General features: G+C 70.6%; 27 protein-coding genes and 1 riboswitch. Of the genes, 8 read left to right on the top strand and 19 right to left on the bottom strand.

The features are described 5' to 3' along the window. From G9U51_RS16340 to thiO, 10 genes are all read right to left on the bottom strand, one after another. The coding region (locus tag G9U51_RS16340; protein WP_166198546.1) for a putative PEP-binding protein at window positions 1-1,044 on the bottom strand (1,044 nt) is incomplete at its 3' end. Window position 1,045: 1 nt separating this feature from the next. Further along, window positions 1,046-1,318 carry an HPr family phosphocarrier protein gene (locus G9U51_RS16335; protein ID WP_166198544.1) on the bottom strand — a complete coding sequence of 91 codons (273 nt, stop codon included), beginning with the start codon at window positions 1,316-1,318 and terminating at the stop codon, window positions 1,046-1,048. A gap of 48 nt (window positions 1,319-1,366) precedes the next feature. After that, window positions 1,367-3,496 carry a PTS fructose transporter subunit IIABC gene (locus tag G9U51_RS16330; protein WP_166198542.1) on the bottom strand — a complete coding sequence of 710 codons (2,130 nt, stop codon included), beginning with the start codon at window positions 3,494-3,496 and terminating at the stop codon, window positions 1,367-1,369. A gap of 38 nt (window positions 3,497-3,534) precedes the next feature. Next, window positions 3,535-4,479, bottom strand: coding sequence for a 1-phosphofructokinase (gene pfkB / locus G9U51_RS16325; RefSeq protein ID WP_166198540.1), 945 nt, complete (start codon window positions 4,477-4,479; stop codon window positions 3,535-3,537). Continuing rightward, window positions 4,476-5,237: a DeoR/GlpR family DNA-binding transcription regulator gene (locus tag G9U51_RS16320; protein ID WP_166198538.1), complete on the bottom strand. Its 762-nt coding sequence runs from the start codon at window positions 5,235-5,237 to the stop codon at window positions 4,476-4,478. The genes pfkB and G9U51_RS16320 overlap by 4 nt, the downstream gene beginning before the upstream one ends. Before the next feature lie 751 nt (window positions 5,238-5,988). After that, window positions 5,989-6,735: an SDR family oxidoreductase gene (locus G9U51_RS16315; RefSeq protein ID WP_166198536.1), complete on the bottom strand. Its 747-nt coding sequence runs from the start codon at window positions 6,733-6,735 to the stop codon at window positions 5,989-5,991. 218 nt (window positions 6,736-6,953) lie between these two features. Beyond that, window positions 6,954-8,087 carry a molybdopterin-synthase adenylyltransferase MoeB gene (gene moeB, locus G9U51_RS16310; RefSeq protein WP_328823520.1) on the bottom strand — a complete coding sequence of 378 codons (1,134 nt, stop codon included), beginning with the start codon at window positions 8,085-8,087 and terminating at the stop codon, window positions 6,954-6,956. Continuing rightward, window positions 8,084-8,863, bottom strand: coding sequence for a thiazole synthase (locus G9U51_RS16305; protein WP_235946275.1), 780 nt, complete (start codon window positions 8,861-8,863; stop codon window positions 8,084-8,086). The genes moeB and G9U51_RS16305 overlap by 4 nt, the downstream gene beginning before the upstream one ends. A gap of 2 nt (window positions 8,864-8,865) precedes the next feature. Then, complete coding sequence (gene thiS, locus G9U51_RS16300) at window positions 8,866-9,102, bottom strand: sulfur carrier protein ThiS (protein ID WP_166198532.1); 237 nt, start codon at window positions 9,100-9,102, stop codon at window positions 8,866-8,868. Next, window positions 9,099-10,211 (bottom strand): glycine oxidase ThiO, encoded by a 1,113-nt coding sequence (gene thiO / locus G9U51_RS16295; protein ID WP_166198530.1) that lies wholly within the window; start codon window positions 10,209-10,211, stop codon window positions 9,099-9,101. The genes thiS and thiO overlap by 4 nt, the downstream gene beginning before the upstream one ends. Further along, window positions 10,201-10,312, bottom strand: a riboswitch (TPP riboswitch). It overlaps the preceding gene by 11 nt. Window positions 10,313-10,331: 19 nt before the next feature. Here thiO and thiE point away from each other — a divergent pair. From thiE to G9U51_RS16265, 6 genes are all read left to right on the top strand, one after another. Next, window positions 10,332-10,994 (top strand): thiamine phosphate synthase, encoded by a 663-nt coding sequence (thiE, locus tag G9U51_RS16290; protein WP_166198528.1) that lies wholly within the window; start codon window positions 10,332-10,334, stop codon window positions 10,992-10,994. A gap of 112 nt (window positions 10,995-11,106) precedes the next feature. Beyond that, on the top strand, window positions 11,107-11,253 hold the full coding sequence (locus G9U51_RS16285; protein ID WP_166198526.1) for a hypothetical protein: 147 nt from the start codon (window positions 11,107-11,109) through the stop codon (window positions 11,251-11,253). Window positions 11,254-11,414: 161 nt separating this feature from the next. Next, the gene (locus G9U51_RS16280; protein ID WP_166198523.1) at window positions 11,415-12,470 is read left to right on the top strand and encodes an NAD(P)-dependent alcohol dehydrogenase; all 1,056 of its coding nucleotides are present in this window, start codon (window positions 11,415-11,417) and stop codon (window positions 12,468-12,470) included. A 100-nt stretch (window positions 12,471-12,570) separates the two neighbouring features. Continuing rightward, window positions 12,571-13,260, top strand: coding sequence for a trimeric intracellular cation channel family protein (locus tag G9U51_RS16275; protein WP_166198521.1), 690 nt, complete (start codon window positions 12,571-12,573; stop codon window positions 13,258-13,260). A 270-nt stretch (window positions 13,261-13,530) separates the two neighbouring features. Then, window positions 13,531-13,824, top strand: a complete 294-nt coding sequence (locus G9U51_RS16270) for a 4a-hydroxytetrahydrobiopterin dehydratase (protein WP_166198518.1) — start codon at window positions 13,531-13,533, stop codon at window positions 13,822-13,824. Between the two features lie 20 nt (window positions 13,825-13,844). Next, window positions 13,845-14,117 (top strand): DUF7218 family protein, encoded by a 273-nt coding sequence (locus tag G9U51_RS16265; RefSeq protein WP_166198516.1) that lies wholly within the window; start codon window positions 13,845-13,847, stop codon window positions 14,115-14,117. Here G9U51_RS16265 and G9U51_RS16260 read toward each other — a convergent pair. The 6 genes from G9U51_RS16260 to G9U51_RS16235 all read right to left on the bottom strand — a co-directional run bounded on the left by G9U51_RS16260 (window position 14,111) and on the right by G9U51_RS16235 (window position 21,582). After that, complete coding sequence (locus tag G9U51_RS16260) at window positions 14,111-14,602, bottom strand: DUF6328 family protein (RefSeq protein ID WP_166198514.1); 492 nt, start codon at window positions 14,600-14,602, stop codon at window positions 14,111-14,113. The genes G9U51_RS16265 and G9U51_RS16260 overlap by 7 nt on opposite strands. Beyond that, a complete protein-coding gene (gene purL, locus G9U51_RS16255) occupies window positions 14,603-18,436 on the bottom strand; it encodes a phosphoribosylformylglycinamidine synthase (RefSeq protein WP_166198512.1) in 3,834 nt (1,277 codons plus the stop codon). A 55-nt stretch (window positions 18,437-18,491) separates the two neighbouring features. Next, the gene (locus G9U51_RS17135; protein ID WP_166198510.1) at window positions 18,492-18,911 is read right to left on the bottom strand and encodes a PadR family transcriptional regulator; all 420 of its coding nucleotides are present in this window, start codon (window positions 18,909-18,911) and stop codon (window positions 18,492-18,494) included. A 320-nt stretch (window positions 18,912-19,231) separates the two neighbouring features. After that, a complete protein-coding gene (locus tag G9U51_RS16245; protein ID WP_328823519.1) occupies window positions 19,232-19,705 on the bottom strand; it encodes a GNAT family N-acetyltransferase in 474 nt (157 codons plus the stop codon). Next, on the bottom strand, window positions 19,698-20,423 hold the full coding sequence (locus tag G9U51_RS16240) for a VOC family protein (protein WP_166198506.1): 726 nt from the start codon (window positions 20,421-20,423) through the stop codon (window positions 19,698-19,700). The genes G9U51_RS16245 and G9U51_RS16240 overlap by 8 nt, the downstream gene beginning before the upstream one ends. Before the next feature lie 19 nt (window positions 20,424-20,442). Then, window positions 20,443-21,582, bottom strand: a complete 1,140-nt coding sequence (locus tag G9U51_RS16235) for a CaiB/BaiF CoA transferase family protein (protein ID WP_166198504.1) — start codon at window positions 21,580-21,582, stop codon at window positions 20,443-20,445. A gap of 51 nt (window positions 21,583-21,633) precedes the next feature. Here G9U51_RS16235 and G9U51_RS16230 point away from each other — a divergent pair, with 51 nt between their 5' ends. Continuing rightward, a complete protein-coding gene (locus tag G9U51_RS16230; RefSeq protein ID WP_166198502.1) occupies window positions 21,634-22,098 on the top strand; it encodes an SRPBCC family protein in 465 nt (154 codons plus the stop codon). 17 nt (window positions 22,099-22,115) lie between these two features. On the opposite strand, the gene G9U51_RS16225 is transcribed toward G9U51_RS16230, so the two are convergent. Then, the gene (locus tag G9U51_RS16225; RefSeq protein WP_166198500.1) at window positions 22,116-22,445 is read right to left on the bottom strand and encodes a TfoX/Sxy family protein; all 330 of its coding nucleotides are present in this window, start codon (window positions 22,443-22,445) and stop codon (window positions 22,116-22,118) included. A gap of 64 nt (window positions 22,446-22,509) precedes the next feature. On the opposite strand from G9U51_RS16225, the gene G9U51_RS16220 reads away from it, so the two are divergent. Continuing rightward, the gene (locus G9U51_RS16220) at window positions 22,510-23,847 is read left to right on the top strand and encodes a cytochrome P450 (protein WP_166198498.1); all 1,338 of its coding nucleotides are present in this window, start codon (window positions 22,510-22,512) and stop codon (window positions 23,845-23,847) included. A gap of 3 nt (window positions 23,848-23,850) precedes the next feature. On the opposite strand, the gene G9U51_RS16215 is transcribed toward G9U51_RS16220, so the two are convergent. Beyond that, window positions 23,851-25,236 carry a dihydrolipoyl dehydrogenase family protein gene (locus G9U51_RS16215; protein WP_166198496.1) on the bottom strand — a complete coding sequence of 462 codons (1,386 nt, stop codon included), beginning with the start codon at window positions 25,234-25,236 and terminating at the stop codon, window positions 23,851-23,853. After that, a complete protein-coding gene (locus G9U51_RS16210) occupies window positions 25,229-25,519 on the bottom strand; it encodes a GNAT family N-acetyltransferase (RefSeq protein ID WP_166198494.1) in 291 nt (96 codons plus the stop codon). The genes G9U51_RS16215 and G9U51_RS16210 overlap by 8 nt, the downstream gene beginning before the upstream one ends. Window positions 25,520-25,568 lie beyond the last annotated feature (49 nt).

Raw genomic sequence — 25,568 nt, 5'->3', positions numbered from 1 at the left:
GCCGAGCGCGGGATTCTCCTCGGGGCCGAGGTCGGCGAAGGTGAGCGGCTTGTCCGCGCCGGCGTCGAGCGTGCGCACGACCACCCGCCGGTCGCCGAAGGGCTGCAGCACCTGGGTGTAGATCTCGGTCTGCTGCTCCACCGTGGGCGCGTTGTCGGCGGAGAGGAAGACGAACTCGGTGCGGAAGAGCCCGACCCCTTCGAGGTCCTGGGCGCCAGCGCTCACGGCATCCTCCACGCCGCCGATATTGGCCAGCAGCGCCACCGGATGGCCGTCGCGGGTGCGGCCCGGTCCGGCGCTGTCGGCGAGCGCCTGCTGTCGCCGCTCGCCCCGTCGCCGCAGCCGGTCGACCGCGTCGGCGGAGGGATCGCGCAGCACCTCCCCGCTGTCGCCGTCGACCGCGACCCGCGTGCCCGGCTCGAGCTCCATCGCGCCCGTGCAGTGCACCACCGCAGGGATGCCCATCTGCGCGGCGAGGATCGCGGTGTGGCTGGTGCGGCCGCCAGCCGCGGTGACAATGCCGGCGACGAGCGAGCGATCCAGCGTCGCGGTCTCGGCCGGCGCAAGGTCCTCGGCGACGATCACCGAGGGCTCGGTGAGGGTTGGCACGCCGGGTGCGGGCACGCCCAGCACCGCGGCCACGGTGCGCGCTCCGACATCGCGCAGGTCGGTCACCCGCTCGGCGAAGTAGCCGCCCAAGGCCTCGAACTGCGCGGCATACTCCTCGACCGCGCCCTCGACTGCGGTCGCCGGGCCGGACCCGGCGGTCAGCAACTTGCCCGTCGCCTTGTGCAGACCCTTGTCGCGTGCGATCAACGCGGTCGCGGTAAGGATCTGCGCGGCGGTGTCGTCAGCCTTCGCCGCACGTGCCTCGAGATCGGTGGCGACTGATTCGTAGGCCGCCTTGACCCGCTCGAACTCCGCGTCCGGGTCGGCGGCTGCCGGCTCGTCCGCCGGAGCCCGGACCGCCGGTGCGACCCGCACGACCGGACCGTAGGCAGCGCCGGCACTGACACCGATGCCGCGCAGGATCGCCTCGCTCATGTCACTCCTTCGCGTCCAGGTCTTGCGACAGCAGTTGGACCAGGCCGTCGAGGGCCTCGTCGGCGCCGTCGCCCTCGGCGGTGAGGACGACCTCCTCGCCGTGCTTGGCGCCGAGCGCCATCACCCCGAGGATGCTGGTGGCGTCGACCGGGTCCTCGCCCGGCCGGGCGATCTCGACGTCGAGTCCGGTCGCCGAGGCCTGCTGCACGAAGAGTGCGGCGGGGCGGGCGTGGAGACCGACCGAGGAGGCGATGGTGACGGTGCGCTGTGCCATGAGTATTCCTTTTCCGTTGTGCGACAGGTCTTTTCGGTATGCCGGTCGTCAGGCGGCGCCCGCGACCGCCACCCTGTTCTTGTCAGTCTGCTTCAACAAGACCACGAGCGCGGCGGTGATGGCCACCCCGACGATGAGGGCGATGATGAACATCGCGAAGTTGCCGATCAGCGGCAGCACCCAGATGCCACCGTGCGGTGCGCGCAGCGTGGCACCGAAGGCCATGCAGAGCGCGCCGGTGACGGAGGAGCCGGCGACCGAGGAGACGATCACCCGCCACGGATCGGCCGCGGCGAACGGGATCGCGCCCTCGGAGATGAAAGACGCGCCGAGCAGCCAGGCGGCCTTGCCGTTCTCCTGCTCCGGCTCGGAGAACAGCCGCGGCCGCACGGTGGTCGCGAGCGCCATACCGAGCGGGGCGACCATGCCGGCCGCCATGGTCGCGGCCATGATCTTCAGCTGCGGCGCGTTGGTCGCGGTGCCGGCGGCGGCCAGGCCGGTGGTGGCGAAGGTGTAGGCGACCTTGTTGACCGGCCCGCCGAGGTCGAAGCCCATCATCGCGCCCAGGATCAGGCCGAGCACGATTGCCGAGGCGCCGTTCATCGAGTTGAGTGCCTGGGTGAGCGCGTCCGAGAGCGCCTTGATCGGCCGGCCGACGAGCGTGATGAAGATGCCGACGGTGATCAGGGTGGACAGCAGCGGGATGACGACCACGGGCATCACGCCGCGCACGCCCTTGGGCACCTTCCAGCCGGCGATCCACCGGGCGAGGAAGCCACCGAGGAAGCCGGTCACGATGCCGCCGAGGAAACCGGCCTGCATGGTCACCGCCACCGCGCCACCGACGATGCCTGGCACCAGACCCGGCCGGTCGGCGATCGAGTAAGCGATGAAGCCGGACAGGATCGGCACGAGGAAGCCGAACGCCGCGGCACCGATGAGGAAGAGCAGCGCGGCCCAGTGCATGCCGTCGAGGGGGTTGAAGTTGTTCTGCAGCACGGTCACGCCCTGGGCGGTCGAGCCGGGGTCGAGCGTGTAGAGCTTGGTGACATCGATCGCGCCGTTCTTGCCGCCGAAGATCTGGGCGAGCATGAAGCCGAGGGCGATCAGGATGCCGCCCGCGGCGACGAACGGGATCATGTAGGACACGCCGGTCATCAGCCACTGGCGCACGCGGGTGCCCACCCCACCGGTCGAGTCGACCTTGGTCGCCATCTCGGTGCTCGGAGCGGCGGCCGCCTTGCTCGGGTCGGCCTGCCACTCCGCGGCGAGCCGGCCGGCCTCGGCGACGAGAGCCGGGCCGTCGCTGATCGCGCGCTTCACCCCGACGTCGACGGTCGGCTTGCCGGCGAAGCGCGCCTTGTCGCGCACTTCGACGTCGTGGGCGAAGATCACCGCGTCGGCGGCGGCGATCTGCTCGGCGGTGAGCGGGGTGGAGCCGGCCGAGCCCTGCGTCTCGACGGTGATCGTGTGGCCGGCCTCGCGTGCGGCATTCTCCAGCGCCTCGGCCGCCATATAGGTGTGGGCGATGCCGGTCGGGCAGGACGTCACGCCGACGAGGGTGAGTGGGCGGTCGGCCGGGCGCGCGTCGGTCGTCGGCTCGGCCGACTCGGGGGCCGGCGACGCCGTTGCCGCGACCGCGGTGGCACCGGCAGCGGCGTTCTCCCTGCCCGTTTCCGGCGGGCGGGGAGCGTCGGCCAACTCAGCCGGCTCGGCCGACTCAGCCGGCGGATCGAGCCGGACGTGCCGGTCGACGATGTCGACGACCTCCGCCTCGGAGGTGGCGTTCTCGAGCGCGGCCCGGAAGTCCTTGTTCATCAACGCTTTTGCCAGCTTCGGCAGCATCTGCATGTGCGCGTCGCCACCGCCCTCCGGGGCGGCGATGAGGAAGATCAGCCGCGCCGGTCCGTCCTTCGCGCCCCAGTCGATGCCGTCGGTCGCGCGGCCGAAGACGAGCGACGGTTCGGTGATCGCCGCGCTCCGCGCGTGAGGTATGCCGATGCCGCCGGGCAGGCCCGTGGCCATCTTCGACTCCCGCTCGCGCACGTCGGCGAGGAAGGCGTCGAGGTCGGTGCATCGGCCACTGGCGACGAGGGTGCGCGCCAGGGTGGCCGTGGCGTCGTGCCGATCGGCCCCGGTGAGGTCGAGGACGACCTGTTCGGTGGTGATGAGGGACATGGGCAGTGCCTTTCTGGGTGATGCCAAGCGGTGGGGGTTCAGCGCAGGAGCAGCCCGGCGTCGGGTGCCTGCGGTGCGGCGACCTCGATGCCGGCGAGGTCGCGGGGCGTGGGGATGCGGCTGCCCGGCAGGGTCACCGCCGCGGCGCCCCAGCGGACGCCGGTGGTCAGGGCGTCGGCGAGGCTGCCGCCGGTGTCGAGGGTGTGCAGGACGCCGGCGAGCAGGCAATCGCCCGCACCAACCGTGGAGAGCGGCCGCTCGATGGTGGCCGCGGTCCAGCACACACTGTCGGCGTCGACCGCGACCGCACCATCGGCGCCGAGGCTGACCACGACGAGCTCGACGCCTCCGGCGACGAGTTCCCGCGCGGCCGCCACCACATCACCCAGCCGGGGTAGGGCGTGGCCGACGAGTTCGGCGAGCTCCTCGTGGTTCGGCTTGATCAAGGACGGGCCGGCGGCGACCGCCGCTGGCAGCGGTGCGCCGGAGCTGTCGATCGCCACCCGCACGCCGAGCGAGCGTGCGGAGGCGACGAGGTCGGCATACAGGCTGGTCGGGGCGCCCGGGGGCAGGCTGCCGCAGCCGACCACCCAGCGAGCGCCGCGGGCCGCGTCGAGCGTCGCGGCGAGCAGGGCGTCCACCTCAGCGGGGGTCATCTGCGGGCCGGCTTCGTTGACCTTGGTGGTGCGGCCGCCCGGTTCGACGACCGCGACATTCATCCGTGCGGTGCCGCCGATGGCGACATCGCGGTGGGCCACCCCCGCCTCGTCGAGCAGCCGGGTGAGCAGGCCGCCCTCTGCGCCGCCGACGGGCAGCACGGCGAGGGTGTCGCCGCCTTGCGCCGCGAGCGCGCGGGAGACATTGATGCCCTTGCCGCCCGGGTCAATCCGCCCGGAGGTCACGCGGTGCACCTCACCCAGCGTGAGGCGCTCGACGGTGACCGTGCGGTCCAGACTCGGGTTGGGGGTGAGGGTGACGATCATGCGCGCACCACCTGCGGTCCGCGTGCGGCGAGCGCCTTGGCGTCGGCCGCAGCGAGGGCGTCGTCGGTGACGATCAGGTCGATGCGGTCCAGGCCGGCGAAGGTGTGCAGGTGGTCGGTGCCGAACTTGCTCGCGTCGGCGAGCAGCACCGACCGGCGGGCGGCATCGAGCATCGCGCTCTTCACACTCGCCTCCGCCTGGTCCGGGGTCGTCAGCCCGCGATCGGCGCTCATGCCGTTGGTGCCGACGAAGGCGAGATCGACGGTGAGCGAGCGCAGCGCGGTGAGCGCCCATTCGCCGACCGCGGCACCGGTCAGCCCGCGCACGCGTCCGCCAATGACGAAGAGCGTCAGGCCCGCCCGGCCGCTCAGCAGGTCGCCGATCTGCATCGAGTTGGTGACGACCGTGAGGTCGCGGTCCGGGGGCAACATCTCGGCGAGGGCGTGGGTGGTGCTGCCAGAGTCGAGCAGGACGGTCGCACCCGCGGCGATCTCGTCCAGGGCACGCGCGGCGATGCGCTTCTTCTGCTCGGTCAGTCGGCTGCTGCGGACGGTGAGGGCGGGCTCGAGGTCGAGCCGCTCGACCGGGATCGCGCCGCCATGCACGCGCTTGAGGACGCCGCGGTTCTCGAGGGTGGACAGGTCGCGACGCACGGTCTCGGGCGTGACCCCGAGGCTCTCGGCGAGCGCGGTCACCTCGACGCGGCCCTGACGCCGCGCCTCGATGACGATCTGCTGCTGCCGTTCGGCTCCGTACACGTCCGCCTCCTTGTGATGCCGTTCACACCAGAACACCACTCAAACGGGCTCGTGTCAACAGATTCGGGCATCCGTTTTGATTTGTATGCCGGACCGCCGGGCTTCGCGGTCGCCGCGGCTGCCGGATCGGCGGGCTCCGCGGCGTCCGATAGTGAGCCGGGGAGGAAGACGCCATTCTGGAGACTTTTCGCCGGGCCGGAGCCCACCCGGGCCCCAAAGCTCGACACTCTGGAGACTTTTCGCCGGGCCGGAGCCCACCCCGGCCCCAAAGCTCGACACTCTGGAGACTTTTCGCGGGGCCGGAGCCCACCCCGGCCCCAAAGCTCGACACTCTGGAGACTTTTCGCGGGGCCGGAGCCCACCCGGGCCCCAAAGCTCGACACTCTGGAGACTTTTCGCGGGCCGCGGCCCACCCGGGCCCCAAAGCTCGACACTCTGGAGACTTTTCGCGGGGCCGGAGCCCACCCGGGCCCCAAGCTCGACACTCTGGAGACTTTTCGCGGGGCCGGAGCCCACCCGGGCCCCAAAGCTCGACACTCTGGAGACTTTTCGCGGGACCGGAGCCCACCCGGGCCCCAAAGCTCGACACTCTGGAGACTTTTCGCGGGCCGGAGCCCACCCGGGCCCTAAAGCTCGACACTCTGGAGACTTTTCGCGGGCCGCGGCCCACCCGGGCCCCAAAGCTCGACATTCTGGAGACTTTTGGTGAGCCGGGAGCGCGCCAGACTGGGCCGGGCGGCCCCGGGCGGGTTCAGGTGAGGCGGCGGACCGCGGCGTCCGGCGCGAACTTCATCGCCATCCCGATCGGACGCCACGGCCAGGTGGGCACATAGGCCCGTTCGCGCTTGCTGTCGATGGCGGCGATGATCGCGCGGACACCCTCGGCGGTGTCGACCATGAAGGGCGTCCGCTGCTGGACGTGGTCGTTCATCTCCGAGCGGATGTAGCCGGGGTAGATCACCGACACCTCGACGCCGGGGATCTGCTCGGCACGGATGCCTTCGGCGAGCGCGGCGATGCCGGCCTTGGTCGCGGCGTAGGTCGTCATCGACCGGCGCATCCCCCGCAGGGCGGAGATGGAGGAGATCGCCACCAGGTGACCACGGCCCTGAGCGCGGAAGATCTCCAGCGCCGCCTCGAACTGCGAGAGCGCCCCGACGAAGTTGGTCATCGCGGTGATCCGGTTGACATCGGAACGCTCGGTGCCGATCGGTGCACCGCGGCCGGAGCCGGCGTTGACGATCACCCGGTCGACGCGGCCGAGAGCGCGAGCGAAGCGATGGAAGGCGGCATTGACCGCGTCGGCATCGACGACGTCGACCTGTTCGACGAACACCCGCCGGCCGGTCTGCTCCCGCAGCTCCCGGGCGAGATCTTCGAGGCGGTCACGGCGCCGGGCGCACAGGCCGAGGTCGTGACCGCGCGCGGCGAGCTGACGCGCCATCTCGGCGCCGAGGCCCGAGCTCGCCCCCGAAATGATCGTCGCCGTCGCGCTCATCAACAACCCTCCCCTGGGTCAAGGCCTACGTACGGGTGGTCAGGTTACGTCGGCTTACCGAGTTACCGACGGGTTGGGCGGCGCCGATCGGGCCAGCTCGGTGCGGGATTGCACGCCGCGAGCACGCGATCGACGGTGCGCCAGCAGAATCGCGGAAGACCCCGGCGGCGGACGTCATACCGGCCGTGCAACCGCACCCGCGGGTGCCGGGTCGAGGATCACCCCACCCGGGCTGCCTGCGCCTCCTGCCAGGCGACGATGCCGCCGTCGACATCGCGGACGGCATACCCCTGGGCGATCAGGTGCTCGGCCACGCGAGCCGAGCGCATCCCGCTCTGGCAGTGCACGACATAGCGCACGTCGCGGTCGAGGGTGACCGACCCGTCGAGGATGTCGGGCGACGGCACGAGCACCGAACCGGGGATCTGGGCGATATCGCGCTCAACCTGGGTGCGCACATCGAGCAGCGTGAAGTCCTCCTCACCCCGGTCGCGCGCGGCCAGCAACTCGTCGAGCTCGGTCGCGCTGATCATCGGGTGAACCATTGGGGCACAAGCGAATTCGTAGGACTCGGCGAGCTGTGTCACCGGGGTGCGGGTCGGGTCCGGCCGGACCGCGAGCTCGCGCCAGGTGCCCTGCAGTGCGTCGTGCACCTGCAGCCGACCGAGCAGCGGGCGGCCCGATCCGGTGATGAGCTTGATCGCCTCTCCGGCCATTGCGGCACCGATCGCGGCACAGGTCGCACCGAGCACCCCGGCCTCCGCGCACGAGGGGACATCGCGCGGGTCGGGCATTTCGGGGAACAGATCGCGGTATGCCGGACCCTCACCGGACCAGAAGACACTCACCTGACCGTGTTCGCGCAGGAGGGAGCCCCACACGACGGGCAGCCCGAGGATCTCGGCTGCGTCGGCGACGAGATAGCGGGTCGCGAAGTTGTCGCAGCCGTCGAGGACCAGGTCGTAGCCGGAGAGGATCTCCAGGGCGTTGTCGCTGGTCAGCCGGGTGTCGTGCTGCTCGACGGTGACCAGCGGGTTGACCTCGGCGATGCGCTGCGCGGCGGATGCGACCTTCGGCCGGCCGATCGCGGAGGTGTCGTGGATGATCTGGCGCTGCAGGTTGGAGGCGTCGACGCGGTCGTCGTCCACCACGCCGAGGGTGCCGACGCCGGCGGCGGCGAGATAGAGCAGGCTCGGCGACCCGAGTCCGCCGGCACCGATCGAGAGCACCCGCGCCGCCTTGAGCCGCCGCTGCCCGTCGGCGCCGATCGAGGGCAGCATCAGGTGCCGGGCGTAGCGCTCGGTCTCCTCCCGGGTGAGCTCCGGCCCGAGCCCCACCAGCGGCCCGGTCACAGGTCCGCCCTCCCGGCCATCGGAGACGACGCCCGCGCCAGCGCGCGTCGGGGGATGCGGCCGCCCCGGCGGGCGAGATAGCCCGCCTCGACCGCCAGCCGGAAGGCGCGCGCCATCCGTTCCGGGTCGTGGGCCCGGGTCACCGCGGTCGCGAGCAGCACTGCGTCACAACCGAGTTCCATCGCCAGCGTCGCCTCGGACGCGGTGCCGATGCCGGCGTCGAGCACCACCGGCACGGTCGCGCGGGACACGATCAACTCGATGTTGTGCGGGTTGAGGATGCCGAGACCCGTGCCGATCGGAGCACCGAGCGGCATCACCGCCACCGCGCCGAGGTCCTGCAGGCGCAGCGCCGCGACCGGATCGTCATTGGTGTAGGCGAAGACCTTGAAACCGCGCTGCACCAGTTGCTCAGTCGCCTCGAAAAGCTCGGCGGTGTCGGGCAGCAAGGTGGTCTCGTCGGCAATGACCTCCAGCTTGACCCAGTCGGTCTCCAGCGCCTCCCGGCCGAGCTCGGCGGTGAGCACCGCCTCCCGCGCGGTGAAGCACCCGGCAGTGTTGGGCAACACCTTGATGCCGAGCTCGGTGAGCAGGCCGAAGAGCGAGGCCTCGCCGGGCGCATACCGCCGCAACGCGACCGTCGTCAGCGAGGTGCCGGAGGCGACCAGCGCATCGCGGAGCGTGTCGAAGGACGACAACCCGCCGGTGCCCATGATCAGCCGCGACGGCAACTCCACACCGTCGACGATGAGTGAATCCGCTTGTGCCACAGTCATGGTCATCCTCCTTGCACTGCCGTCACGAGCTCGACCTGCTGCCCGTCCGCGAGTTCGGTCGTCGCCCAGAGGCTGCGTGGGACCACCGATCCGTCGACCGCCAGTGCCACGCCGAGCGGGCCGCCGCCCTCGGCCCGGCCCTCCTCGGTGACCACCCGGCCGGTGAGATCCGAGACCAACTCGCGGCACGTCATACCGGCTCGAAGTTCGCGGGGTTCGTTGTTGATGGTGAGGTTCATCTGCTCTCCTGCAGTGCGAAACGCGTTGGCGCACAAGCGTCGAGGTCGGGAAGGTCGTCCACAGGTATGCCGAGGGTGCTCGCCACCGCGTCTGCGGCCAGGGGCGCGAGGAGCACCCCGTGCCGGTGGAAGCCGGTGGCGGCGACGACGCCCGGTGCGACCTCGCCGAGCAGCGGCAGGTTGTCGGGCGTGCCGGGGCGGGGCCGGGCGATGATCTCCTCGACGGCAAGGTCGACGACGCCGGGCACGATCGTGGCGGCGTCGCGCAGCAATTCGTGCACGCCGCCGACGCTGACCCGGCTGTCGCCGTTTTCGCGCATCGTGGCACCGAGCACTACCGAGCCGTCGGCGCGCGGAACGAGATAGACCGAGTGACCACCGACCAGGCCGCGCACCACTCCCTGCAGCAGCGGTGGCAGATCGAGGGCGGGCGCGAGGCGGGCGATGTCGCCATACACCGCCCGCAGACCGCCGAGGGCGGGCCACAGGGGAGTCGCGCCGAGAGCGTTGGCGAGCACGATCGCGTCGGCGTCGAGCGAACGGCCGTCCGCGAGCCGCACGCTGCGCGAGTCGGCGAGCACCTCGGTCGCCTCGGCCTGGACGAGCGCGCCGCCATCAGCCCGCAGGCCGGCGAGCAGCGCGGCGCACAGGGCCCGCGGGTCGACCTGGTGATCGTCCGGGGCGAGATAGGCGCACGCGAGCCGGGGGGCCAGCGCCGGCTCGATCCGGCGAGCCTCGCGCAGCGTGAGCGGTTCGGTGCGCAAACCCGTGCGCGTCGCCAGGTCGTGCAGTTCGGCGAGCGCCTGCCGGTCGGCGCCATCGGCTCCGCAGATGAGCGTCTGGGTGGTCCGGTAGCCGGTGTCGCCTCCGCTGGACGCAGCGACGTCTTGGACGAAGCGTGGGTAGCGGCGCGCAGAGTCGAGCAGCAGCGTCGCGAGATCGCGCTCGCCGTGCCAGGCCTCGCCCACCGGGGTGAGCATGCCGGCCGCCGCCCGGCTGGCGCCGTGACCCGGCGCCGGATCGACCACGGTGACCTGCGCACCCGCGCGAGCGAGGCGCCACGCAATGGCTGAGCCGATCACCCCGGCTCCGATAACGATGACCCGCATCGTTCCTCCCTTCGACGGCATAACCCGCATCAGGTTCGAGCGGTCGGCACCTAGTGCCCTCTCAGCCGAGCCCGGGTGGCTCGGCTCCCGCGGAACTTCCCCCAGCCTAAGCTGCGGAGGATGCCGATCACAGCCGACCGCCCCGCCCGCGTCGCCGCGCTCGCCGACGCCCAGCTCTATCTGTGCACCGACGCCCGTCGCGAACAGCGCGACTTCGGTGAGTTCGTCCGTGCGGCGTATGCCGGGGGTGTCGATGTGATCCAGTTGCGGGACAAGGAGATCGAGGCGGCGGACGAGCTCGAGCTGCTGGGCGTTCTCGCCGAGGAGGCCCGCGCGGCCGGTCGGCTGTTCTCGGCCAACGATCGCGCGGACATCGCGACACTCAGCAGAGCCGACGTGCTGCACGTCGGCCAGCGCGACCTCACTCCCACCCAGTTGCGCGAACTCGGATTGACCGATGTCGTCGTCGGGCTGTCGACGCACAATCCGGATCAGCTCGCCGCGGCCGAGGCCGATCCGCAGGTCGACTATTTCTGCACCGGACCGGTCTGGGCGACGCCGACCAAGCCCGGTCGCACCGCGGTCGGCCTGGACCTGGTCCGCGCGGCCGCGGCCACCGGCACCAGCAAGCCGTGGTTCGCGATCGGCGGCATCGACGAGTCCAATGTCGAGCAGATCGTCGAGGCCGGTGCACGCCGGATCGTGGTGGTGCGGGCCATCACCGCGGCCACCGATCCGGCCGCCGCCGCGCAACGACTGCGCTCGCACCTTCCGTCACTCTGATCACATACCCCTCCTTTCGGGTGGGGCGGCCGGTGTGGGCCTGCTCTAACGTGCAGCCTGCGCGCGACGCCCGTCTGCGCCTCGGGGGCATGTTTCGTTCGAAGGAGCTGTCGTGATCGCACTCGGAGTCATCCTGATCATCCTCGGCCTGTTGGTCGCCAGCCTGAAGTTCTTGCTGTGGATCGGGATCGTCCTGCTCATCGTCGGCCTGGTGCTCAACCTCGTGCCGATCGGCGGCACCCGCCGACGGGTGTGGTGACGGGCAGCTGACGCGCCACCGCTTCCCTCGCGGCGGCCGGGTGACCTCGCACGGTCACCCGGCCGCTGTCGTCATACGTCGGTATTCCGTTGTGCGCGTGTGACTTTCGGGACAGCGTCAGGATGTGCATCGGTCAACTGTCTCGGCGTAACGTCAGCGGTATGACGACTACGACCCCCGCGATTTCCGTCGCCTCCCCCAGCGGCAACTTCGAGCAGGTCACCATCGAGCGCCGTGACCTGCGCGACGACGACATCCTGATCGACATCGAGTTCGCCGGCATCTGCCACAGCGACATCCACCAGGTGCGCGAGGAGTGGGGCGAGGCGATCTTCCCGATGGTGCCCGGCCACGAGATCGCTGGCACTGTGTCGGCTGTCGGCAGCGGCGTCACCAAGGTCAAGGTCGGCGACCGCGTGGGCGTCGGTTGCATGGTCGACAGTTGCGGCGAGTGCGAGATGTGCAAGAACGGCGAGGAGCAGTTCTGCACCAAGGGTGCCGTGATGACCTACAACGGCCGCGACTACGACGGTGAGCCGACCTACGGCGGCTACTCCCAGCAGATCGTCGTGTCCGAGCGGTTCGCCTGCACCATCCCCGAGGGCATCTCCCTCGACGTCGCCGCGCCGCTGCTGTGCGCCGGCATCACGACCTATGCCCCGCTGAAGCGCTGGGGGGCCGGGCCGGGCAAGCGCGTCGGCATCATCGGCGTCGGCGGCCTCGGTCACCTCGGTGTCAAGATCGCCGCCGCGATGGGCGCCGAGGTGATCACCCTGAGCCGCAGCGACGCCAAGGCCGACAGCGCCAAGGAGCTCGGCGCCACCCGTCACGTCGCCACCAGCGACGAGTCGGCGCTGAAGGAGCTCAAGGGCAGCTTCGACCTGATCCTCAACACGGTGAGCGCCGACCTGCCGATGGAGGACTACCTCGCGCTGCTCAAGCCGTTTGGTGCGCTGATCAGCGTCGGGCTGCCGACCAAGAACTACTCGGTGGCTCCGGGTTCGCTCATCGGTGGCAGCAAGGTCATGGGCGGTTCGGTCATCGGCGGCATCGCCGAGACCCAGGAGATGCTCGACTTCTGCGCCGAGCACGGTATCGGCGCCACGATCGAGACGATCTCCGCCGACGAGGTCGACGAGGCCTACGACAAGGTCGTCGCGGGGGACGTGCGCTACCGCTACGTCATCGACGTCAGCACCATCACGCCGTCCGCCTAATCGCCTCGCGCTCCTCCGCTGGTTGAGCGCCGTACCTTCGTTGGTTGAGCAAGCGGAGGAGCGCAGCGACGACGCGCGTCGAAACCACTAACATCACCCGGTGAGCAGCATCGACCCCAGCGCGTTCTTCAACGTCGTCGATGTGACGGGCGTAGTCGCCAACGGTCTGCTCGGTGGTGCCGTCGCACGGGCCTATCGTTTTGACGCGGTCGGCTTCGCCATGCTCGGCATCGTCTCCGGGCTGGGTGGCGGCGTCATCCGTGATGTGTTGCTGGGCAACGGTTTTCCCGTCGCACTGACGAATCCGGCATACCTCTCCGGTGCACTGATCGCCTCGGCGGCGGCATACCTGCTCGTCCTCGGCGGCAAGTGGACCGGCCGCCTGCTCATCCTCGCCGACCTGCTCGCGGTCGGCTGTTGGGCGGCGACCGGCACGGTCAAATCGCTCGCGGTCGGGCTCGGCCCGCTGGCCTGTGTGCTGATCGGCGTGCTGACCGCGATCGGTGGCGGCATCCTGCGCGACGTGCTGGTCGCCAAGATCCCCGCGGTCTTCGGCGACGGGCCGCTCTACGCCACGATCGCGCTGATCGGTGCGATCGAGATGTTCGTGCTCGCCCGGTTCGACCTGCCCAACTGGGGTATGACGGCCTCGATCGTCACCTGTGCGGGTCTCGGCCTGCTGGCGCGTCGGCGAGGGTGGCGACTGCCCGGTGCAGCGCAGTGGGAGGTGCGCCTGCCGGCCCGGTATGCCGGGACGCTGCGTCGCCCGGGCACCCGGCAGCGTCACTGATGCCGCGCTGCAACCTCCGGCACAAAACGCCCACTTGGGCAATCCGCGCCACCCCTGCGCCGCACCACCGGCACAAAACGCCCACTTGGGCAATCCGCGCCACCCCTGCGCCGCCACCACGCGCACAAAACGCCCACGTGGGCGATCCGCGCCACCCCTGCGCCGCAACCTCCGGCACAAAACGCCCACTCGGGCGATCCGCGCCACCGCCGACGAAACCCCACCCGTCCGGCTACCCATCTGCCTGCGCCGAAGTGGCACCGTGGAGGGATGAACGCTCTTTCTGCCGACCAAATCGACGTGCCCGGCTGGCGCCTCACCCGCGGCGCGCTCAAGGGCACCTTCGCGACCGACGGTTTCAGCGCGGGGGCGCGGTTCCTGCAGGACGTGGCCAAGGCCGCCGACGAAGCTAACCACCACCCCGACGCGCTGGTGACCTACCCGAGCGTCGAGTTCACCCTCGTCACCCACGACGCCGACGACACGGTCACCGACAAGGACGTCGCCCTCGCGCGGCGCATCAACGACATCGCGGGCGCGCTCTCCATCAAGCACGCCGACTGACACCACCCAAGGAGCACACGATGCCGAAGCGGGAAGACCCCGGACCCTCGGTCAAGGACGACGAGCTCTACGAGAAGCTGCGGGAGGAGGGCAACAGCAAGGAGAAGTCCGCCCGCATCGCCAACGCGGCGGCCGCCAAGTCGCGGTCAGCGGTCGGCGCCAAGGGTGGTCACGCCGAGCGCTATGACGACATGTCCAAGGACGAGTTGCTGGATCGCGCCCGCGAGATCGGCATCGACGGCCGCTCAACCATGTCCAAGGACGAGCTGATCAAGGCCCTGCGCGATCACTGAGTCTGCGACGGCGCCTGCGGCAACTGTCGCTTGAGCGCGACGGGCAGCACCACCCACAGGCTGCCGAAGATCACGACGGCACCGATGACGGCGATGATCGCCGCCGGCCGCCCCATCGTCAGGTCGAAGATCAGGAAGATCGCGGCGGTGAACGACAGGGCCAGCGCGGCGAGCCCGCTGCGGGCCAGCCTCGCACCAACCGTCACCAGGATGTCCTTGCGGTGCTTGCGAAACAGCGTCCGGTGCACCGCGACCGGCGCGATCAGCAAGGCCGTCGCGAGGATCGCCAGCCCGAAGGCGACCAGGTAGGCCGTGCGCTGCGTGGCGGTGATGGTCGCGAAGCGCTGCTGGAAGGGCAGCGTCATCAGGAAGCCGGCCTGCAGTTGCACCCCAGTCTGGACGACGCGCAACTCCTGGAGCAGGTCGTCCCAGTTGCGGTCGGCCCGCTCGGCCGGTGTCTCGTTGCGGTCCTTCGTCCCTGCCATCTAATCCACCCACACTCGCGCATTGCGGAACATCCGCAGCCACGGGCTCGCCTGCTCGATCGGCCCGTCGGTCCAGGACAGTTGCACATTGCGTTGCACCCGCTCGGGGTGCGGCATCATCGCGGTGAACCGCCCGTCCGGTGTCGTCACCGCAGTCAGTCCACCATCAGATCCGTTGGGGTTCAAGGGGTATGCCGATGCCGGTCGCCCCTCGTGGTCGACGAACCGGGCCGCTCGGATCACCCGCGAGGCGTCTCCCCGAGCCGCGAAGTTGGCGTAACCCTCGCCGTGGGCGACGGCGATCGGCAACCGCGAACCCGCCATACCGGCGAAGAAAATGGACGGGCTGTCGAGGACCTCGACCTGGGTGAGGCGGGCTTCGTATTGCTCGGACCGGTTGCGGGTAAACCGCGGCCAGGCATCGGCCCCGGGGATCAGGTCGGCGAGCGCGGCGAACATCTGGCAGCCATTGCAGATGCCGAGTCCGAAGGTATCCGCGCGGGCGAAGAAGTCCGAAAACCCTTGTGTCAGAGCAGGATTGAAGAGAACCGAGCGGGCCCAGCCTTCCCCGGCGCCGAGGGTGTCGCCATAGGAGAAGCCGCCGCAGGCGACCAGCCCGACCGCGTCGGAAAGGTCGAACCGGCCGGCCTGCAGGTCGGTCATATGCACGTCGATCGCTTCGAATCCCGCTGTCGCGAAAGCGAATGCGGTCTCGACGTGGCTGTTGACACCCTGCTCGCGCAGGATCGCGACCTTGGGTTTGGCACCGAGATTGAGGTATGGCGCGGCAACGTCCTCGCCCGGGTCGAAGGTCGGCGCGATCACCAGGCCGGGGTCGTTCGCGCCCGCCCGGTCGTGCTCCTCGTCGGCGCACTCGGCGTTATCGCGCAACCTGCTGATCCGCCAGGAGACCTCGTCCCAGGTGCGAGCCAGGTCTTGGAGCGACTCGTCGAGTTGCACGCCGCCACTCACCCGGACCCGTCGCTCGTCGTTGGTGCGGCCGATCACGCGCGCGTGGGCAAAAGCGGCAACGACTTCGTCGGAATGCTGTGCCGACACCTGCAGCACCGCGCCGAGCTCCTCGGTGAAGAGCTCCGCGATCGAAGAGACCTCGAGGTCGACGCCCAGGTTGCCCGCGAAGGCCATCTCGCACGCGGTGGCCCACAATCCGCCATCGGAGCGGTCGTGATAGGCGAGCAGGAATCCCTTGTCCCGCAACGCATTCACCGTGTCGACGAAGTCCACCAGCAGCGCCGGATCGTCGAGGTCGGGCACCTCGTCGCCGAACTCGCCGCGCACCTGCGCGAGCATCGAGCCGCCCAGCCGGTGGCGCCCGGCGCCCAGGTCGACCAGCACCAGCGCGGTGTCGCCGGCTCGCAACTGCGGGGTGAGCGTCCCGCGCACGTCGGGTAGCGACGCGAAGGCGGAGACGACCAGAGACACCGGCGAGGTCACCTGGCGGACCGTGCCGTCGTCGTCGGTCCAGCGCGTGCGCATCGACAACGAGTCCTTGCCGACCGGCACGCTGATGCCGAGCGCTGGGCACAGCTCCATGCCGACCGCGCGGACGGTGTCGTAGAGCGCGGCATCCTCACCGTCCTCACCGCAGGCGGCCATCCAGTTGCAGGACAGCTTCACCGTCGACAGCGTGATCGGCGCGGCGGCGAGATTGGTGATCGCCTCACCGACCGCCATCCGGCCGGATGCCGGAGCGTCGACCGCCGCGAGTGGCGAGCGCTCGCCACTGCTCATCGCCTGCCCGGCGAGGCCGGTGAAATCGGACAGCGTGACCGCGACGTCCGACACCGGCACCTGCCAGGGCCCGACCATCTGGTCGCGGTGGGTCAGCCCACCCACGGTGCGGTCACCGATCGTGATGAGGAAGCGCTTGGACGCCACGCTCGGGTGGCGCAGCACGGCATATGCCGCCTCCTGGACGTCGATCGCGTCCAGCTCGAGCGGCCGGGTGGAGCGCGGCAGGTGTCGCACATCGCGGGTCATCCGCGGCGGCTTGCCGAGCAACACCTCCATCGGCATGTCGATCGGGGTGTCCGCGGCACCGGACTCTTCGACGAGCAGCTGAGCGTCCGCGCTGGCGACACCGACGACGGCATACGGGCACCGCTCCCGCGCGCACAGCGCGGCAAAGCGATCCAGCGAATCTGCCTGCAGCGCAACGACATAGCGCTCCTGGCTCTCGTTGCACCAGATCTCCTTCGGCGCCAGGCCACTCTCCTCCAGCGGCACCTTCGACAGGTCGAAGCGCGCGCCGAGCGCCGCGCCGTCGACGAGTTCGGGGAAGGCATTGGACAGTCCGCCGGCGCCGACGTCGTGGATCGCGAGGATCGGGTTGTCGTCTCCGAGCGCCCAGCAGTGGTTGATGACCTCCTGCGCGCGCCGCTCGATCTCGGGGTTACCGCGCTGCACCGAGTCAAAGTCGAGCTCGGCCGCGTTGGTGCCGGACGCCATCGAGGACGCCGCCCCACCACCCATGCCGATCCGCATGCCCGGGCCGCCCAGCTGCACGAGCAGGGTGCCCGCCGGGAAGATGACCTTCTCGGTCATCGACGCACTGATCGATCCCAGCCCACCGGCCGACATGATCGGCTTGTGATAGCCGCGGTGGACGCCGTCGACTTCCTGCTCGAAGACGCGGAAGAAGCCACCGAGGCCGGGGCGCCCGAACTCGTTGTTGAACGCCGCCGCCCCGATCGGCCCCTCGATCATGATGTCGAGCGGACTGGCGATATGCGACGGAGCTTCGAAATCCCCTGTCTCCCAAGGCTCGTCGGTCTCAGGCAGGTGCAGGTTGGACACCATGAAGCCGGTCAGGCCAGCCTTCGGCTGCGAGCCACGACCGGTGGCGCCCTCGTCGCGGATCTCGCCGCCGGCGCCGGTCGCCGCACCGGGGAAGGGACTGATCGCGGTCGGGTGGTTGTGCGTCTCGACCTTCATCAGCACGTGGACCTCGTCCTCGCGCGCCACGTAGGTTGACGGGCGGTCCTGCTCGGCGGGCAGCCAGCGGTTGACCCTGCCGCCGGCCATCACCGAGGCATTGTCCTTGTAGGCGACGACGGTGCCCTGGGGGTTCTCGCGCTCGGTGTTGCGGATCATCCCGAAGAGCGAATTCGTTTGTGCCACACCGTCAATCACGAAGTCGGCGTTGAAGATCTTGTGCCGGCAGTGTTCGGAATTGGCCTGAGCGAACATCATCAGCTCGACATCGCTGGGGTTGCGGCGCAGCCCGGTGAAGGCGTCGGCGAGGTAGTCGATCTCGTCGCCGGACAGCGCCAGGCCGTATGCCGTGTTGGCCGCCTCGAGCGCCGGCCGCCCCTCACCGAGCAGGTCGACCCGCTGCATCGGCTCGGCGTCGCGCTCGTCGAATAGGTGCCTCGCGTCGTCGGCCGCGGTGAACACCGACTCGGTCATCCGGTCGTGCAGCAGCGGCGAAACCGCTTGCAGGTCAACCGATCCCGCGAGCAGGAAGTGGGTGACCCGCTCGACGCGGTGGATGTCGATGCCGCAGTTGTGCACGATGTCGGTCGCCTTGGACGCCCACGGCGAGATGGTGCCGAGCCGTGGCGCCACGACGACCAGGGTGCCGTCGGCGGGTCCGGCATACGGCTCGCCATACGTGAGGATCGAGGTGACCGCGGCCCGAGAGTCGGGTGAGAGCGGACCGGCGGAGGCGACCCAGTGCACGTGCCGTGCGGCCACCCCCGTCACACCGGGCGAGACCGCCTGCAGCCGGGCGAGCAGCGCTCGCGCGCGGAAGTCGGACAGCGCATTGCCGCCGGGGAGGGTGGTGAGCACGAGGTCGTGCGAGGAAACCATGGGCGAAGGTGCTCTCCTGATGCGGCCGCCGGGGTTGTCCCAGGCTATCGGGCGTTCATTCGGCGAGGACGCGGTAGATCGCCTTGCGGGCGTCGTCGAGGATCTGCTGGACCTGGGTGAGCTGTTCGGGCGTGCCGGCCGCGGCAACCTGATGCAGCGCCATGGCGAGCTGACCGAGCTGCTGGCGGGCGTCCGAGAGCCCCTCGTTGGGGCTGACGACGCGCGTCCACGGCTCCTTCAGCTCCTCGCCACGCTCGGCGACATGTTCGCGCCCGGTGTCGGTGAGCTCGAAGGCCTTCTTGCCGTCGACCTGCGTCGGGGCGATCAGTCCCTCGTCCTCCAGGAGGCCGAGCGCGGGGTAGACCGAGCCGGCGCTCGGCGCCCAGAGCCCGTCGGTGCGGTCCTTGATCGCCGCGATGATCTGGTAGCCGTTGTGCGGCCCCTCGGCGAGCAGCGCGAGGATCGTGTCGCGCACGTCGCCGCGTCGACCGCGGCCTCGGCCGCCTCGTCCCCGGCCCCACGGACCGTCGGGCATCTCGCCGAGCGGCCCGAACGGAGGACCGAACTCGGGACCGCGCGGCCCGCCGCGCCGGTAGCCGCCTCGGTGTCCACCGCGGTGGCCGCCGCCTCGGCGCGGCCCGCGGCCGGGTCCGCGCTCGCCTCGCCCCGCGAAGGGGCCCGCTGGGAAGTCATACATCGGGTTCATCATGAACCCTCCTTTCGATGTTCTGTCGACGTGTCGTCGATATATCGACTATGCGTCGACGGAGGATCGATTGTCAACTCCGGCGTTCCTCATAGGCCGCGCTTGTAGCCCTCGTGGGTCGCCGACCAGCCCAGTCGCTCGTAGAAGCGATGGGCATCGCCGCGGCGCTTGTCAGTGGTCAGTTGAGCGAGGCCCGCGCCGTGCGCGCGACCCCAGTCGGCCGCCCAGGCGAACATCGCTGCGCCCAGCCCGCTGCCCCGCTGCGAGGCCGCGACCCGCACGCCCTCGATCTGCAATCTCGTTGTGGCAGAACGCGATAGCCCGGGCAGCAGGGTGAGTTGCATCGTGCCGACGACGGAATCGTCGTCCCGCACCGCGACGAGCAGATGTGCCGGGTCCGCGTCGATTCGCTCGAACGCCCGCTCGTATGCCGCGAGCTGGGCACCTTCGCGGTCCCGTCCGATCTCGTCGTCGGCGAGCAGGGCCACCAGCTGCGGCAGGTCGGCGCGGGTGGCCCGGTCGATCTGCAGGGTCCGGTCGCGCAGGTGCAGCGGTTCAGCCACGGCGTACCCGCCCGGTGGCGGGGTCGCGATCGGTGAGGCAGTAGACCTGTCCACCCGGGGCGCGCAGGACGGTCCACCACTCGAAGCGCTCGACGAGCTCCGCACCGGCATCGACATGGCGCTGCTCCTGCGCCGGGCGATCGGCGACCGCGAAGTCGGGATGCGCCCGCACCGGCCCGTCGCTCCCGTCCAGGCGCTGCAGCAGGATCCGCAGTGCGCCCTCCGCGCCGAGGAAGGCGAACTCGGGCCGGCGGCCCTGCTCCAGCGGACGCCCAGTCAGCGCCTGCCAGAAGTCGATCTCCTTGTCCCACACTGGGTTCGGGATGTCGAGGCAGACCTGGTCGAGCACCGAGTCGCTCTGCCGCACCAGCTGCGGTGTGCCCTCGGCCAGCGTCTGGCAGAAGGTGAACCCGCCGGGCGAGCGCATCACCTCAACGTCGTGGTAGCGGCCCACCGACCGCGCACCTAGCGCCGTCGCCCGCCTGATCGCCGCCGCGCGGTCGGTGCTGTCCAGGTCGAGGTGCACCCCACCCGGCCCGTCATCGACCGCCTGCAGCTTCAGCCAGGCGGGGCCGTCATCCGGCACCAGCGTCACGAATTGCCCATGCTCCCCGCGCGGCGCCGACACCCGGCACCCGGTGACGCTCGACCAGAAGGCCGTCGCCACCTGCCACTGCGGGGCGGGCACATCCAGGAAGAGGTGGATCCAGGTCGGCATACGGCCATCCTCGCGCAGGTCAGTCGGCCGTGAGCCAGGCGCGCACCTCAGCGTCATGCTCGCCGAGCGCAGGCGGCGGCCGATAGTCAACGACCGGCGTGCGGTCGTAGCGCACCGGATGACGCACCTGGTCGGCGAAGCCCTCGCCCACCGGCACCCGCGGGGCGAGCCCGAGCCGCTCGGCCAGCGCGAACGCCGACTCCAGGTCCCCCACCTCGCCCGCGGGCACCCCGGCCGCGGTCAACCGCGCGACCCAGGTCGGCGCGTCCGCCGCGGCGAGCGCCCGCTCGAGCGCCGCGCGCAGTTCCTCGCGATGAGCCACGCGCGCCGGGTTGGTCGCGAACCGCTCGTCCCGCGCCAGCTCCGGTATGCCGAGTGCGGTCGCCATCCGCTCGAACTGGCCGTCATTGCCGCAGGCCACCGCCACCTCTCCATCCGAGCAGCCCAGCGTCTCGTAGGGGGTGATCGAGGGGTGGGCGTTGCCCATCCGGCTCGGCGCGACGCCGGTGCCGAGATAGGCGGTCGCCTGGTTGGCGAGTGACCCGAGCAGGGAGCTCAGCAGGGCGACCTCGATGCGCTGCCCGACACCATCGCGATCCCGCACCCGCAGCGCGGCGAGCACCCCGCTCAGCACGTCCTTGGCGGTGAGCACGTCGACCAGCGCGACCCCGACCTTGGTGGGCTCGCCGCCGGCCGGACCGGTAATGCTCATCAACCCGCCCGTCGCCTGCACGAGGAAGTCATAGCCCGGCAGCTCGGCTCCGGCACCCGAGCCGAAGCCGGTGATCGAGCAATAGACGACCTTCGGATTCGCTTGCGAGACAGCCGGATACCCCAGACCGCGGGCATCAAGTGCGCCCGTCTTGAAGTTCTCCACCACCACATCGGCCCGTTCGGCGAGCCGCCGCGCGAGCGCCTGATCCGCCTCGTCGGACAGGTCCAGAGCCACCGACCGCTTGGAGCGGTTCGCGCTCTGGAAATAGGTCGAGCCCCTGTCGGTCCACGGCGGACCCCAGGAGCGGGTGTCGTCGCCGGCCCCGGGCCGCTCCACCTTGATCACGTCGGCGCCCAGGTCGGCCATCCAGGCGGTGGCGAGAGGACCGGCCAGGACTCGGCTGAAGTCGGCGACCAGCAGACCTTCCAGGGGCAGTCGTGTCATAGGCCCGAACGATATGACGCCACGTCACCGCCGGACTGCTTGGATGGCGGCATGACCGAGCAGACCGTCGTCACCGCCTCGCGCGACATCGCCGCCGCGCCCGATCGCATCTTCGAGCTGATCGCCGACCCGTCGCTGCAGCCGTTGTGGGACGGCAACGACAACCTCGCCCAGGCCGAGTCCGGCCAACGCGTCCGGGCCGTCGGTGATGTCTTCACGATGATCACCACCAAGGGCCACGTCCGTGACAACCACGTCGTGGAGTTCGAGGAGGGGCGGCGGATCGCCTGGAAGCCCGCCACCCACGACGAGGCACCGGCCGGGCACCTGTGGCGCTGGGAGCTCGAGCCGAGCGACGCCCGCACCACCCGCGTCACGCACACCTACGACTGGTCCGGCCTCACCGACGAGGCGCGCCTGCCCCGCGCGCGGTCGACCACCAGCGAGTGGCTGCGGCGCTCGATCGACAACCTGGCCAAGGTCGCCGAACAGAACCCGCCGGCCGTCACCGACTGAGCCCGGCCGAGCGACGCCTACTTAGGCGGCAGCGACCCGGCATACGCCGTGCCGATCGCCACCAGCCGCCGCAACTGCGCGTCGTCGTCGAGCGCCGCGCCGTCGACGCGCAACCAGCCGGCCATTTCCCGGCCGCGCATCACCGCCCGGCTGACCGACCCGCCGACGAGCGAGGCGGTGTCCTCCGGCGCGCACCGCAGCAGCAGGCCCCCTTCTCCGCTCGCGGCGACCGCCAGGTTGCCGCCCACGAGGAACGCCAGCCCGCCGAACATCCGCTTCTCACTCACCAGCGGGCCGTCCCCGACGAGCTCGCGCACACGCTGGGCCAGGCCCTCGTCATACGTCATGGGTTTGAGTATGGATCGAGCGAAAGCCCTACATGTGTAGTAGGAATCGGGTTACTGTCGCCGTATGACGCTCATCGCACCCGGCCGCGCCGTGCTCGCCCGGACCGAAGAGATGGCCAAGCCGATCGTCCGCTGGGGCCTCGGACACGCGATCCCGCGCGGGCTGGTGACCCGGGCGGCCCGCAAGGGCGACCTGCAGTCCCGGCTGATCACCGAGGCACGCACCCGCGACACCGCATCCCTCGCACCGCTGATGACGCAGATCCGCGATCGCGGCCAGGTGATCGGTTCGCCCCTCGGCTACATGACAACCCACCACGCGGTCGTGCGAGAAGTGTTGACCAGCAACGACTTTCGCACCGGATTCGTCACCAACGAACAGTCCCGCGTCACCCGTGCGCTGACCTGGGCGGCCCGCCGGCAGATGCACCCGATCGAGCCGCCGTCGCTTCTCGTCACCGAGCCACCGGACCACACCTTCTATCGCAAGCTGGTCACCAAGGTGTTCACCGCGCGCGCTGTTGAGCGGCTGCGCGGGCGCACGCAGGCGATCGCCGACGACCTGCTCGACGCGCTGCCCGCCGGGGAGCCGGTCGACCTGGTCGAGCGCTATTGCGCGCTGCTACCGGTCAACGTGATCGCCGAGGTGCTCGGTGTGCCCGAGGCCGACCGCCCCCGCGTGCTCGAGCTCGGTGGGTATGCCGCCGCGAGCCTGGACATGGGCCTGTCCTGGAGCACCTTCCGCACGGTGGAGACCGCGCTCAACGAGTTCGACGACTGGCTCGGCTTCCATCTCGGGCGGCTGCGCGAGAACCCTGGCGACGACCTGTTCAGCCAGCTCGTGCACGCCTCCGAAGGCGGCCGGGTGCTGACCGAGCAGGAGCTCAAGGCCACCGCGGGGCTGGTGCTTGCCGCCGGCTTCGAGACCACGGTGAACCTGCTGAGCAATGGCATCAAGCTGCTCGGCGATCACCCCGACCAGCTCGCTCGCCTGCAGGCCGAGCCGGAGTTGTGGCTCAACGCCGTCGACGAGACGCTGCGGATCGACCCGCCAGTGCTGATGACCTCGCGCAGCACCCTGCGTGACACCACCGTCGGCGGCCGCAGCATCGGCGTCGACTCGGCCGTCATCGCGGTGCTCGCGGGAGCCAACCGCGACCCCAAGGTCTTCCCCGACCCCGATCGGTATGACGTCGCCCGGCCCAACGCGCGCGACCACCTGTCGTTCTCGGCCGGCCGGCACTTCTGCCTCGGTGCGGCACTCGCCCGGATGGAGGGCGAGGTCGGCCTGCGCTCGTTGCACGAGCGCTTCGACGTCGAGCTGCTGCCGGGTGCCCGGCGGCGCGGCACCCGCGTGCTGCGCGGCTTCGAGTATCTGCCTGCGCGGCTCAGGAACCGTTGAGGGTCAACGGGATTCGACCAGCCGCAGCCAGATCTCACTGGCCGTCGGGTAGCTCGCAACGACATGGGAGAGCGTCTCGAGGGTGAGACCACCGACGATCGCCACCGTCGCGCCATGCAGGATCTCGGCGACCTCCGGTCCGACGAAGGTGGCGCCGACCAGCACCCCGGTCTCGTCGTCCACGACCAGGCGCGCCTGACCGCTGGCGTCATCACGCAGCAGCCCGGCACCGGCCGCGGAGGCGAAGTCCGCATCGATCGTCCGCACCGTCCGGCCGGCTGAGCGGGCCTCCTCGGTCGTCGGCCCCACCCACGCCACCTGCGGGTCGGTGAAGACGACCTGCGGCACCGGGACGACCGCCGGCGGCGCGGGCAGCGTGCGCCCCTCCGCGTCCGCGGCGATCCGCGCACCGACCTGCCGGCCTTGATATTTGCCCCAGTGCGTGAGCGGTGCCTCACCGGACACATCACCCACCGCGTGCAGCCAGTCGGGGAAGGCCTCGGGGTCCAGCTTCTCCGCCAGCCCCACGGTGTCCAGCCCGAGCCCGGACGTCGCCGGACGCCGCCCGGTCGCGACGAGCACCTCGTCCGCGGCCAGCGTGCTGCCGTCACCGAGGGTGAGGGTCACCTCTCCCCCATGCGGTATGCCGAGTCCGCTGTCGCGGGGTTCGGCCCGGTCCACCGCGGTCACCTCGGTGTCGAAGCGCACGTCGATGCCGTTGTCGCGCAACGACTTCACCACGGCCTCGCTGGCGAAGGGCTCGGCCCGCTCCAGCACCCGGTCACCGCGGACGATCATCGTGACGGTGCTGCCGAGCGCCGCCATCCAGCGCGCCGCCTCGCAGGCGACGACGCCTCCGCCGACGACGACCAGCCGGCCCGGGACCTCCCGCACGCCGGTGGCGTCGCGCGAGGTCCAGGGCAGCGCATCGGCGAAGGCGTCGGGGATCACCGCGTCGCTGCCGGTGGCGAGCACCACCGCGAGCCGGGCGCGCACCTGCTCGGTCTTCCCGTCCTCGGTCGTGATCTCGACCAGCCGCTCCCCGGCGAGCCGGCCACGGCCCCGGGCCAGCGTGATGCCGGCACCCTCGGCCCACTCAGCCTGCCCGGAGTCGTCATACTGCGAGACCCAGGCGTCCCGACGGGCCAGCAACTGGTCGCGGTCCAGCGGCACCGGCCCGCGCAGCCCCTGCAGGTGGTCGGCCGTCGCCGCCACGTCGAGCGGCCGCAACAACGCCTTGCTCGGCATACAGGCGTAGTAGGAACATTCGCCGCCGAGCAGTCCTGATTCGACGATCAGGGCGGTCCGGTCCGACCCACGGATGGCGTAATCGGCGACATTCTCACCGGCCGGTCCGCCACCGATGACGACGACATCGAACTCACGCATCGAGCAACTCCTGGTAGCCGGGGTGGTCCTGAATCCATTGCGCGACATACGGACAGCGCGGCACGACGGTCCGGCCGGCGATCAGGTCGGCGTCGTCGAGGGCGGTCTGCACGAGCCGGCCGGCGATGCCCTGCCCGCGCTGCGCGGGGTCGACGACCGCGCTGGTGTAGATCACCCGGTCCGGCAACTGCTCGTAGACCAGCCGTCCGATGACTTCCTCGCCGCGGCGCGCTTCGTACCGCGAGGCGCCCTCGTTGTTGCTGATGGTGACCTCGGTCGGCATACGGGTTTCCTTTCCGGCGGTGTCGCTCGATTCTGGCATGCGGATTCGG

The organism is Metallococcus carri, assembly GCF_011440275.1.
Taxonomy (GTDB): Bacteria; Actinomycetota; Actinomycetes; order Actinomycetales; family Dermatophilaceae; genus Metallococcus; species Metallococcus carri.
Note: the sequence above shows the minus strand (reverse complement) of the source record. Positions and strands in the feature narration are given on the sequence as shown.